This is a genomic window from Candidatus Pantoea symbiotica (assembly GCF_056491525.1).
The window spans coordinates 2,602,299-2,614,059 of record NZ_JBSZHR010000002.1 but is presented as its reverse complement, the minus strand read 5'-3'; the positions used below and the strand labels follow the sequence as shown (position 1 = coordinate 2,614,059).

General features: G+C 55.1%; 11 protein-coding genes. 7 read left to right on the top strand and 4 right to left on the bottom strand.

What is annotated here, in order from left to right; genetic code table 11:
• Positions 1–4 precede the first annotated feature (4 nt).
• Together ACXIZX_RS12720 and ACXIZX_RS12715 are read right to left on the bottom strand one after the other, a co-directional pair.
• Entirely contained in the window at positions 5–1,159 is a 1,155-nt protein-coding gene (locus ACXIZX_RS12720; protein WP_154155848.1) for an MFS transporter, read from the bottom strand.
• Positions 1,156–1,500, bottom strand: coding sequence for a hypothetical protein (locus ACXIZX_RS12715; protein ID WP_479404300.1), 345 nt, complete (start codon positions 1,498–1,500; stop codon positions 1,156–1,158). The genes ACXIZX_RS12720 and ACXIZX_RS12715 overlap by 4 nt, the downstream gene beginning before the upstream one ends.
• 219 nt (positions 1,501–1,719) lie before the next feature.
• Between ACXIZX_RS12715 and ACXIZX_RS12710 the strand changes: the two genes are divergently transcribed.
• The 4 genes from ACXIZX_RS12710 to ompC all read left to right on the top strand — a co-directional run bounded on the left by ACXIZX_RS12710 (position 1,720) and on the right by ompC (position 8,276).
• Complete coding sequence (locus tag ACXIZX_RS12710; RefSeq protein WP_479404299.1) at positions 1,720–3,183, top strand: Ig-like domain-containing protein; 1,464 nt, start codon at positions 1,720–1,722, stop codon at positions 3,181–3,183.
• 72 nt (positions 3,184–3,255) lie between these two features.
• Positions 3,256–5,388, top strand: coding sequence for a type I secretion system permease/ATPase (locus ACXIZX_RS12705; RefSeq protein ID WP_479404298.1), 2,133 nt, complete (start codon positions 3,256–3,258; stop codon positions 5,386–5,388).
• Positions 5,385–6,554: a beta-barrel domain-containing protein gene (locus tag ACXIZX_RS12700; RefSeq protein WP_479404297.1), complete on the top strand. Its 1,170-nt coding sequence runs from the start codon at positions 5,385–5,387 to the stop codon at positions 6,552–6,554. The genes ACXIZX_RS12705 and ACXIZX_RS12700 overlap by 4 nt, the downstream gene beginning before the upstream one ends.
• 597 nt (positions 6,555–7,151) lie before the next feature.
• Positions 7,152–8,276, top strand: a complete 1,125-nt coding sequence (gene ompC / locus ACXIZX_RS12695; protein ID WP_008105096.1) for a porin OmpC — start codon at positions 7,152–7,154, stop codon at positions 8,274–8,276.
• A gap of 24 nt (positions 8,277–8,300) precedes the next feature.
• Here the strand turns inward: ompC and ACXIZX_RS12690 are convergent, their stop codons facing one another.
• Complete coding sequence (locus ACXIZX_RS12690) at positions 8,301–8,864, bottom strand: TetR/AcrR family transcriptional regulator (RefSeq protein ID WP_179450052.1); 564 nt, start codon at positions 8,862–8,864, stop codon at positions 8,301–8,303.
• A 93-nt stretch (positions 8,865–8,957) separates the two neighbouring features.
• Here ACXIZX_RS12690 and ACXIZX_RS12685 point away from each other — a divergent pair, with 93 nt between their 5' ends.
• A complete protein-coding gene (locus ACXIZX_RS12685; RefSeq protein ID WP_479404296.1) occupies positions 8,958–9,413 on the top strand; it encodes a nuclear transport factor 2 family protein in 456 nt (151 codons plus the stop codon).
• Positions 9,414–9,416: 3 nt separating this feature from the next.
• Here the strand turns inward: ACXIZX_RS12685 and ACXIZX_RS12680 are convergent, their stop codons facing one another.
• Complete coding sequence (locus ACXIZX_RS12680; protein WP_176973727.1) at positions 9,417–9,575, bottom strand: hypothetical protein; 159 nt, start codon at positions 9,573–9,575, stop codon at positions 9,417–9,419.
• Between the two features lie 402 nt (positions 9,576–9,977).
• On the opposite strand from ACXIZX_RS12680, the gene apbE reads away from it, so the two are divergent.
• Together apbE and alkB are read left to right on the top strand one after the other, a co-directional pair.
• Positions 9,978–11,015 (top strand): FAD:protein FMN transferase ApbE, encoded by a 1,038-nt coding sequence (apbE, locus tag ACXIZX_RS12675; protein WP_479404295.1) that lies wholly within the window; start codon positions 9,978–9,980, stop codon positions 11,013–11,015.
• 11 nt (positions 11,016–11,026) lie between these two features.
• Positions 11,027–11,668 (top strand): DNA oxidative demethylase AlkB, encoded by a 642-nt coding sequence (gene alkB, locus ACXIZX_RS12670; protein WP_312664696.1) that lies wholly within the window; start codon positions 11,027–11,029, stop codon positions 11,666–11,668.
• Positions 11,669–11,761: the final 93 nt, after the last annotated feature.

The following is an 11,761-nucleotide window of genomic DNA, read 5'->3' as shown; positions in this document are numbered from 1 at the left end:
GGAATTAGCGCGCAACCCGTCGGGCACTGGCAGCGACGGCCAGCAGCAGCAGAGCGATAAGCAAAAATGCACCACTCAGGCTGATCCACTGGGAAATTAATCCGATTAAAGCCGGACCTGAAAGAATACCTGCATAGCCTAACGTTGTCATGGCCGAAATCGCCAGATTCGACGGCATATCGTGTTGATTCCCGGCAGCATTGAACAACATCGGTACCGTATTGGCGAGACCAAAACCCACCAGCAGGAAAGCCAGCAGCGCGATTTGCGGCCAGGGTAACAACACCGCCAGCGTCATGCCCGCTGCAGCGGCTAACGCACCGGTCAACATCACCGGATAACGGCCAAAGCGTTGAATCACTTTATCGCCGGTGAGGCGACCAATGGTCATCGCCACCGAGAACACCGCATAACCTAAACCGGCGTGCGCCGGGCTCATATCCGGGCTTTGCAGCAGCAACAGCGCGCCCCAATCCAGCACCGCGCCTTCGGCAAGAAACAGAATAAAGCAGAGCAAACCGAGGAAAGCCACCCAGCCGCGCGGGATCACCAGCCACGGTTGATCGGGCTGATGCAGGCGCTCGGTCATCAGCGTTGGCAGGCTCCACACCAGCAGCAACACAATCAGCACCATCACCGCGCCAACCGCTTGCAACGGCGTCAGGCCGCTGCCGAGCAGCAGGCTGACGGAGCCCGCGCCGATAATGCCGCCGAGGCTAAAGAAACCGTGGAAACCGGACATCATCGGCTTGCGTGCGGCTTTTTCCACTTCCACCGCCTGCACGTTCATCGCCACATCTAGCATGCCGAGTCCGGCACCAAACACCATCAAGGTGGCGGCCATCAGCCACATCACATCGAGCGTCGCCAGCAGCGGTAATACCGCCAGCACCACCAGCGTGGAGCACAACATCACCCGACGACCACCGAAACGCGCGATTAAACCGCCGGTAATCGGCATCGCCGCCAGCGAGCCAATACCTAAACACAGCAGCAAACCGCCCAATGACGCGCCGCTCAACGCCAGACGCTGGCTGGCGAACGGCACCAGCGGTGCCCATGCAGACATGCCCAATCCGGCGATAAGGAAAACGATGCGTGTCCCAAGATTGACACGGTGATGCAATTTATTGTGCGGCGCGGCGTCCAGTGCTGTCATAAAGAGTATTTTTCAGTAGCGGTTGAAGCGACGAAGTTTAGCATCAAAGCGGGCGTCACACCGCGCATCAGACAATTCGGATGGCAGCGATTAAACGCCAGAAACAGGCATATTACCGATTTTTCACGCATCGCTACGCTTTTCCAGAACTTTCCTGGCATGTGCCAGCCATAACTGGAGTGACTTAAGTAAAATTTTTTCTGCTGAATGATGCAGTATACTGATGAAAGATTCCGCGCCACACGCGGCTTACACGTCAATTTTTTGGCGCTGTCGCAAAGCACGCATTTCCGGATTTTCGCCAATAGGCAGCGACCACCTAAAACCGATATGTTAGTCATCCCATCGGCTCCCGATGCGGAATATAGCGAGATCGAGATTATTTCTCCCGATTGGGAGAGTTTTGCTGTGTCTTCTTTTAATCCTTGTTACCTGCTGGTAACCCGTTTTCATCAGGTGAAGCGGACCGTTTATTAACGGCCTGTATGGCGCACCGGTACGCTTAAATCATTAATAAGCTTAATGGCCGCTGCAATACATTCCCTGTAACGAGGTTACCTATGTCTTCACGTCAATCAGAACAACAATTAGCGGCGATTCTGCAATCTGCGGTCAGCCTTTATCCGGTGGTAGACGACACGTCAACTCTGCAAACGCGCAGCGTAGATACCACGCCACCTGCGCCGCTACGTCCGTATGAACCCATTGCGATGGATGGTGTGATCGCCGCGTGGGAATCCGGCAGGAACATTCACCTGCGCGGCCGCGCCGAATCCGAACCCGGCGCCACCGTGACGCTGAGTTTTAACGGTGAAAGCTGGCACAGCACGGTGAATAAATGGGGTTACTGGAATGCCTCGATGCCGCCTTCGGTGCTCAACGGACTAGCTGACGGCGCCTATTCGCTGACGCTAACCATCACCGATAAAGCCGGCAACAGCACCGATACGCAGGTGGGCTTCGGGGTTTACGTGGATAAAACCATCAAGCCAACGCTAACGGTAGATCCGATCAGCGGCGATAACGCGGTCAACGTGGCAGAAGGGATTTACGGCGTGGAAGTACACGGTAGCGTCACGCATATGCCGGCGAACAGCCACATTACGGTGATCTTAGCCGGTAATAAATATATTGGCGGCGTTAATGACAAAGGCGAATGGACCGCCGCCATTCCCTCACATGATCTTCAGGCATTACAGGATGGCATCTATAGCCTGAAAGTCAGCGCCACCGATCCCAACGGCAAAACCACCGCTTATCAGCAGGATGTCACCTTAATTACCCACGTCAGCAGTTTGCCGCACATCAGCTTCGATAAGGTCACCGCGGACAACGTGATCAATAAAGAAGAGAGCCAAAACGATCTCACCTTTAGCGGCGACCTCTCGGTGATGGTGCCGGGCCAGCAACTGTTGCTGTGCAGCGGTGATGCGGTCTATCACGCACAGATTGGCAGCGATGGTCACTGGCAGGTGACGATTCCGTCCAGTGACGTAGCGAATTTTATTTCACTGGGCGAAGTGCGCGTATATGCACAGGATGGCGCCGGCAACAGCACCGACGCATTGCTGGAACTCAACGTGGTCACCAAACTGCCAGACATCTATTACGAAATTGATATTGGCGGCGATACCACGCTGAGTCAGCAGGAAGCACAGCACGATCTCAGTTTCTATCTCGAAGGCGTAAAGGAGCTGACGCTCAACGGCAAAAACTACACGCCGGTCAATGGCATGGTGACCATCAGCGCCGAAGATCTGCAGGCGCTGCCGGATGGTGAAGTGTCGCCGCTGGCCACGCGCTGGGATGAGTACGGTAACCACGACACGCAAATCATCGAGAACCTGTTCAACGTCGCTACGCATCAGGTGCCGACCGTTACGCTGAATCAGCCGTCAGGCGACAGCGCCGCCGCCGTTCCGCATAGCGATGCGCGCGCCACGGAAAGCCACTATAACGCCAGCGATAGCAGCTACACCCTCGCCGATCATCTGCAGCAACATCAGGTTCAGAACCTTGCTTAATCCGCACATCAACCGCTAGCGACCTCGGCTAGCGGTTGCCAGCCCACTCTCATTGCTCACGGGACAACAGGGATGACTGCACAACCCTTCAACAGCGACAACGGCATCGCGGCGATGCTGCGCGTGGCGGCACGCTTCGGTAAACCAGCAGACGCCAGCACGCTGCGTCAGCAGATGCGCTGGTTTCAACATCTGGCACCCACGCAACAACTAGAACGTTTAGCCGGGCTGTTAGGCCTGCATTTCATGCTGGTGCCGCATAGCAAACTGCGCTGGCGGCAGGAAATCGTGCCGGTGTTGCTGCTGCTGGAAAACGGCAGCGTGGCGTTGATTGAAGAGGTGGATAGCAATGGTGGCGTGCGTTACTGGCTGAGCGAAAGTGGCGATGTGGTGCGCGCAGGTCAGCTGCAAGATTTGTTACTGCAGGCAGACATGCAGGTTGGCGTAATTGGCGTGGCGGCACGGGCGCGCGATGCGCGCATCGACGAGTTTGTGCAGCCGTATCAGCCGCACTGGTTCTGGCATAACTTTCGTGGCATGAAACGGCGCATCGCGGAAATCAGCCTGGCCTCGCTGGTCGGTAACGTGCTGGCGCTGGCGGGAATTCTGTTTTCCATGCAGGTCTACGATCGGGTGATTCCGGCGCAGTCGCAGCCGACGTTGTGGGTGCTGTTTGCCGGTGTGGTGCTGGCGGCGGCGATCGAGTATCTGATTCGCCTGATGCGCACCCAGGTTTCCGATCTGATGGGCAAACGCATCGACCTGAAAATATCCGCCATGCTGTTCGCGCGGGCGATGAATATCCGCAACGAAGCGCGTCCGCGTTCTACCGGCTCCTTTATTGCCCAACTGCGTGAAATTGATCAGGTACGCGAGCTGCTGACTTCCACCACGGTGAATGCCGCCGCCGACCTGCCGTTTGTGCTGCTGTTTCTGCTGATCATGGCGTCGATTGGCGGCTGGCTGGTGCTGATTCCGTTACTGGCGATTCCGCTGATTGTCATTCCCGGCTTGCTGGTGCAAATCCCAATGGCGCGGCTGGCGCAGGAAGGGTTGCGTGAAAGCGCGCTGCGCCAGGCGGTGCTGGTGGAAACCCTTGAAGGCGTCGAAGACATCAAAGCGCTGCAAGCGGAACCCTATTTTCAGCGGCAATGGGAGCAAACGCACGAAGTCAGCGCGGCCATCAGCAATCAACAACGTTTGTGGGGTGCGCGCCTCACCGGTTGGTCGGCCAGCGTGCAGCAGCTCACCTATGCCGGCATGTTGGTGTTCGGTGTCTATCTGGTGCTCGACAATCAGATCACCACCGGCACGCTAGTGGCGTGCAGCTTGCTCTCGTCACGCACCATCGCGCCGCTGATGCAGCTCACCATGGTGTTCTCGCGCTGGCAGCATGCTAAATCGGCAATGAAAGGGCTGGATGAGCTGCTGAAAAAGCCGCTCGACCAACCCGATCACGCCACGCTGGCGCACTGTCCGGTGCTCACCGGCAGCTATCAATTGCAAAACGTGCATTACCGCTACGAAGAGGAGAGCGGGAATAGCGTGCTCAACATTCCGCAGCTGCAGATCACGCCCGGCGAACGTGTGGCGATCCTCGGTAAAGTCGGCGCGGGTAAATCGACGCTGCTGAAAATGCTGGCCGGTCAGGCGCGCGCCAGCCAGGGAAAAGTGCTGGTGGACGGCGTCGATCTCACCTGCATCGATCCGGTCGATCTGCGGCGCCAGCTTGGCTGGCTGTCGCAGGATGCGCGGCTGTTTTTCGGTACGCTGCGCCAGAACCTGCTGCTCGGGAATCCGCACGCCAGCGAGCAGGAGATGCTGCAGGCGCTGCGCATCAGCGGCGCGTTAGCGCTGGTGCAGCAGGACGCTGCCAGTCTCGATCGCATTATTCATGAGGGCGGACGCGGCTTGTCCGGCGGCCAGCGGCAAATGGTGCTGCTCAGTCGGTTGATTCTGCGCCAGCCGCAGGTAGTGCTGCTGGATGAACCGACGGCGGCGATGGATGAACAGCTGGAAGCGCAGGTGATTCGTCAGCTGGCGCAATGGGTAACCGGGCGCACGCTGGTGCTGGTGACGCATCGTCCCGCGCTGCTGCGCATGGTTGATCGCATTATCGTGATGGATAACGGCCGTATTGTGGCTGATGGCGCGCGCGACGAGATTCTGCGTCATGCCGCCAGTAAAAAAGGAGATGCGGCATGAGTGTAGTGCTGTTGGATAAAGATCTGGCGCGGCGTGAACGTCGCACCTCGGCCATCATCTGGTTGTGCGTGGTAGCGCTGCTGCTGTTTCTGCTGTGGGCGCACTTTGCGGTGCTGGATGAAGTGACGGTGGGCATCGGCAAAGTCACGCCTTCCAGCCGCGCGCAGATCATTGATAGCCTCGATGGCGGGATCGTCAAACAGCTCGATGTGCACGAAGGCAATATTGTGCAACGCGGCGAGGTGCTGGCAACGCTCGATCCCACGCGCTTTCAAACCAATTTTGGTGAAGCGATTGCGCGGGTACGCACGCTGCGTGCCTCCTCTGAACGTTTACAGGCCGAGCTCAGCGATACGCCACTGAAATTCAGTACCGATATCCTGCAACATCCCGAGCTGGTGGCGCGTGAAACGCAGCTCTATCAGGCACGGCGGCAGAACTTTATCGAGACCATCGGTAATTTGCAGCAATCGCTGACGTTGGTGCAGGCAGAACTCAACGTGACGGAACCGCTGATGCTGCGCGGGGCGGCGGGCAAGGTGGACGTGATTCGTCTGCGTCGCCAGGTGAGCGATCTGCGCGGCAAAATCGACGAAGCGCGCAACGATTATTATGTGCGCGCTCACGAAGAGCAGGTGAAGAACAACGGTGAGCTGGATGCGCAATTGCAGGTGGCGGCGGGAAAACAGGATCCGTTGACACGCACCACGCTGATTTCGCCGGTACGCGGCATTGTGAAAGATGTGCGCGTCACCACCGTGGGCGGCGTGCTGGAGCCGGGTGGCAAGCTGATGGAGATTGTGCCGCTGGAGGATCAGCTGCTGATTGAGACGCGCATCAATCCGCGCGATATCGGCTACATTCGCCCAGGTTTGCCTGCGGCAGTGAAGATCACCGCCTACGACGCTTCCATCTATGGCGATCTGCGCGGAGAAGTCGAAACCGTTTCACCCGATACGTTGCAGGACGACGTGCGCCACGACGAATTTTACTATCGCGTCTATGTGCGCACGCAAAAAGCCGAGCTGACCAATAAAAGCGGACGCAAATTCGCCATCATGCCCGGCATGGTGGCCAATGTTGAAATTAAAACCGGTCAGAAAACCGTCATGGATTATTTACTTAAGCCGCTGAATAAAGCGAAGGAATCACTGCGTGAGCGTTGATAATCTGCACCGGCTATTATTGCAGCAATCTTTGTTACGTGCCGAAATTAACATTGCCATTTTAAGACTATGAATTGAACAAAATGTGCGGAAAGAGACAAATAATGCGTAGCGATTATTGTGGTTAATTTAACCCGCATAATTAACTTTACGGAATATAAGGTGACACCTGAATTTCGGGCAAAAAAATGCCGGGCAATCTAGCCCGGCGGGAAATTAGGGTAAATCAAATCATTCGGGGTGAATGAAGGTAATAATGAAATAAATGATGATAGCGGGGATAATTGTATGCTCTGGATAGGTTAGAGTTTTGTCATTCAGTGCGGAAATGCAACTTATGTAATCTTATGTTTTTAAACGATTAAATTATATGTTGTCAAAAAGTGCTATATTTTTTACCTATCTGTGCTGGTTATTAGTTCCCCGATATTTACATACTGAAATAACTATTAAATAGAATGAAACAGTTTTGGAAATTTAGTAGCATTTTCGTGATAGATTATTGCCCAACATAAAATAACAATGGCTTGCCGGCTGAATTTTTAATCGTTCAGCTCGCAGTGGCAAAAATAAAGGCACATTAAAGAGGGTAATAAAATGAAACGTCGCGTTCTCTCCCTGATGATTCCTGCATTGCTGGTTGCAGGATCAGCAAGCGCAGCTGAAATTTACAACAAAGATGGCAACAAATTAGACCTCTACGGCAAAGTGGATGGTCTGCATTATTTCTCTGATAACTCTAGCTCAGACGGTGACCAGTCTTACCTGCGTTTTGGCTTCAAAGGTGAAACTCAGGTGACCGATCAGCTGACCGGTTACGGCCAGTGGGAATATCAGGCAGCACTGAACACTGCAGAAAGCGAAGGCACCGCTAATAGCTTTACGCGTGTTGGTTTTGCTGGTCTGAAATTTGGTGATGCAGGTTCATTCGATTACGGCCGTAACTACGGCGTGATGTACGATCTCGGCGCATGGACTGACGTTCTGCCTGAGTTCGGTGGCGATACCTACGGCGCGGACAACTTCCTGTTCCAGCGCAGCAACGGCCTCGCAACCTATCGTAATACCAACTTCTTCGGTTTAGTCGATGGCTGGAACTTCGCGGTTCAGTATCAAGGCAAAAACGACAACCCAACCGAATCTACTGGCTCTGGTCGTGATGTACTGGGCGAGAACGGTGATGGCTACGGTCTGAGCACCACTTATGATCTGGGTTCAGGTTTCGGTATTGGTGCAGCGATGTTCCAGTCTGACCGTACCAATAACCAGAATGGTAATAATCCGCGCACTGCTAACATTCTTGGTCGCGGTGATAAAGCCGAAGCTTACAGCGGCGCGCTGAAGTATGACGCTAACAACGTTTACCTGGCCGCAATGTACAGCCGTTCATATAACGCGACGCGTTTTGGTGCGAGCGATAGCGGCACTGTTTACGGTTACGCTAACAAAGCAGATAACTGGGAATTGGTGGCACAGTACCAATTCGACTTCGGCCTGCGTCCATCTCTGGCATTCGTCTCTTCTCGCGGGACTGACATCGAAGGTTACGGCAGCCAGAACCTGAAGAAATACATTGATGTAGGCGCAACTTACTACTTCAACAAAAACATGTCGACCTATGTTGATTACCAGATCAACCTGCTGGACGACAACAACTTCACCGACGCAGCCGGTATCAATACCGATGACGTCGTAGCGCTGGGCTTGGTTTACCAGTTCTAAGGGTGATGGAGCGTGACTTGCCGGTCACGCTCCCGTTTTCAGTAGCGCATTCAGCGCGGCACGCAGCACCTCGACCACCAGTTCCGCATCCTCGCCAATCTGTACCTGCACAATCGCTCCCTCAACCAGCAACACCATTTGCGCCGTTTTTACCTGCTGCTCAGGCATCAACTTGTCGCTTATCGCCTGCGCCATCTCACGCTTATGCTGACGAATAATTTCGCTGGCTTCCGGTAACGTGCTGCCCAGTTCCGCCGCGGTATTGATAAACGCGCAGCCGCGATAATCGTCATCCCTGAACCAGCTCAGTAACGCTGCGGGCAGGGCATCGATCAACGCCGCGTGCTGATTCAGCGCATGACGAAACGCCAGCATCCAGCGCTGATGACGCTGCTGCAAAAACGCCAGCACCAGCGCATTTTTCGCCGGAAAGTGACGATAGAAGGTCACTTTAGTCACGCCCGCTTCTGCAATCACCTTATCCACGCCGGTGGCACGAATGCCCTGTTGGTAAAACAACTGCTGCGCGCACAGCAAGATACGATCGCGCGCGGATGCGCTGGCATCAAAGATCAGAGGTTCAAGCATAAAAAATTCCTTGTGTGCATGTAGACAGAATTGTCTACATACGGCAGGATGAATCAAGTAGACAGACCTGTCTACATAATCGGGAGAAATAACATGCTGGTGCCACCGTTCAATCAACAAACCGCGTTACAGAAAGTCCGCATGGCGGAAGATGCCTGGAACAGCTGCGATGCGCAGCGTGTTTCGCTGGTGTACAGCGAAGACACGCGCTGGCGCAATCGCAGTGAATTCGTCAATGGACGCGCAGAAGTCGTGACCTTCCTGCATCGCAAGTGGGTCAAAGAGTTGGATTATCGACTGATCAAAGAGTTATGGGCGTGGCACGAAGATAAGCTGGCGGTGCGCTTTGCCTATGAATGGCATGATGACAGCGGTAACTGGATCCGCAGCTATGGCAATGAGAACTGGCACTTTGGCGCCGATGGTTTGATGATTCAGCGATTCGCCTGCATCAACGATCTGCCGATCCGCGCAGACCAGCGTCTGTTCCACTGGCCAGCTGGCACGCGCCCGGACGATCATCCGGGCCTGAGTGAGTTGGGGCTATAGCGGTTATTGCATACCGCGCCATTTTTTGGCTTTTGGCGCCGGTTGCGGCGGCGGGTTGGTGATGGCGGTCAGGCTGCCTTCCATCGCGACACCCGCCAGCGTGAAGGCGGAGAAGCTAAGCCAGTGCTGCCATTTACTGTTTTGTGTTTTAGTATTTTCCATTCTGCACCTCGCTGAAGTTCAACTCATCTTCAACAATGCAGCATTCATGCCAGCGCACCGCTCTCAGCGCCACGCGCCTTGCAGCGACTTTGCTACACTGCGCCAGCGCTGAAGCGGTGCAGAAGGGTGATTTTCTGGTGCAATAATTTAACGTCGGCGAGCAGGATAGTGCTGAATCAGGCGATGGCGGTAAGTCTGCCAACATTTGAAACTGCCATAAATAAATAGCGCGGCGGTAATTGCGACAATCATATAAACCATCTGATGCTCCTGTAGGTATAACGTTGCAGGAACCGCTTATCCTGTGTCAGCGTTTATCGAACATCAAGCAGCTTTAGACTGCTTTACAAGCGAGTTATGCTTTGTAATTGGCTGTAGTAATGCGTTACAGATGAGGAATTGATGCGTTTTCAGAATATTCTGCTAATTAGCCTGCTGGCATTGGGACTCAGCGGTTGCGAAAAAAACAGTAGCCAACCCGCGTTGGTACTGGAAGGCAAAACCATGGGAACCGTGTGGCGCGTCAGTGTTGCCGACGTTGATCAACAGCGCAAAGCGGCGTTGCAGCAGCTGATTCAGCAACAGCTGGATCGTGATGACGGCGAACTCTCGACATGGAAAAGTGATTCGGTGCTGTCGCGCTTTAATCAGTATCAAGGTAATACTCCGCAGCCGGTGAGCGCCGATATGGCGGATATTGTCACTGAAGCGCTGCGAATTGGGCACAAAACCTCGGGTGCGATGGATATTACCGTCGGCCCGCTGGTCAATCTGTGGGGCTTTGGCCCGACGAAGCAGCCAGCGCACACGCCCAGCGAGGCGGAAATCGCCGCCGCTAAAGCGCTGACCGGTTTGCAGCATCTGCGCGTCATTCAGGGCGTTGACGGCCAATGGCTGCAGAAAGATTTGCCTGGCTTGTATGTCGATCTCTCCACCATGGGCGAAGGTTATGCCACCGATCATCTGGCGCGCCTGATGGAGCAGCAAGGCATCACCAATTATCTGGTTTCGGTGGGTGGCGCGGTATTGAGCCGTGGCGTTAATGCCAATCAACAGCCGTGGCGCGTGGCGATCCAGAAACCCACCGATCGCGAAAACGCGGTGGAAGCGCGCGTCGATCTGCAAGGGCACGGCATCAGCACTTCCGGCAGCTATCGCAACTATTATGAACTGGACGGCAAACGCATTTCGCACGTCATCGATCCCACCACGGGCAGACCGATTGAGCACAAGCTGGTTTCGGCGACGGTGATTGCCACCACCGCGCTGGAAGCGGATGGCTGGGATACCGGTTTAATGGTGCTCGGCAGCGAACGCGCTAAAGCGTTGGCGTTAAAAGAGCATCTGGCGGTTTATTTGATCAGCAAGCAGGGCGACGGCTTTACTCACTGGATGTCCCCGCAGTTTAAAACCTTCCTCATCGATCAGGCATCTCAATAAAGGAGGCGCACATGCTGGATTTATTTAGTGACGAAGCGCCGTGGCAGGAACCGCTGGCGGATGGCGCGGTGATTCTGCGACGTCGCGCCCGCGAACAGGCTGATGCGCTGCTGGCGGCGATTCACGACGTCGCCGCTAAGAATCCCTTTGCCCATCGCATCACGCCCGGCGGCCATCGCATGTCGGTGGCGATGACTAACTGCGGCGATTTTGGCTGGTCCACCGATTCGCGCGGCTATCAATATACCGAGCAGGACAGCAACAGCGGACACCATTGGCCGCCGATGCCCGCGCTATTCCGCGAACTGGCGCAGCACACCGCACGCGAAGCGGGCTTTGCCGGTTTCAATCCTGATGCCTGCCTGATTAACCGCTATGAACCCGGCGCAAAACTGACGCTGCATCAGGATAAAGATGAGAAGGATCTGCGCCAGCCGATTGTATCGGTTTCATTAGGATTGCCTGCGGTGTTCCAGTTCGGCGGTTTCGAACGCGGTGATGCCACCCAGCGCGTGCTGCTGGAACATGGCGATATTGTGGTGTGGGGCGGGCCATCGCGCCTGCGTTATCACGGCATTTTGCCGCTCAAACCCGGCATTCATCCGCAGGCGGGCGCGTTCCGCTACAACCTCACTTTCCGCCGCGCTTTTTAGGCATCTTCGGCGTTTATATGCAGGTGCGCATGAATGCGCACCCTACGAAACCCCGCCATATATCCGTAGGGTCGCCATTCATGGCGACCAATT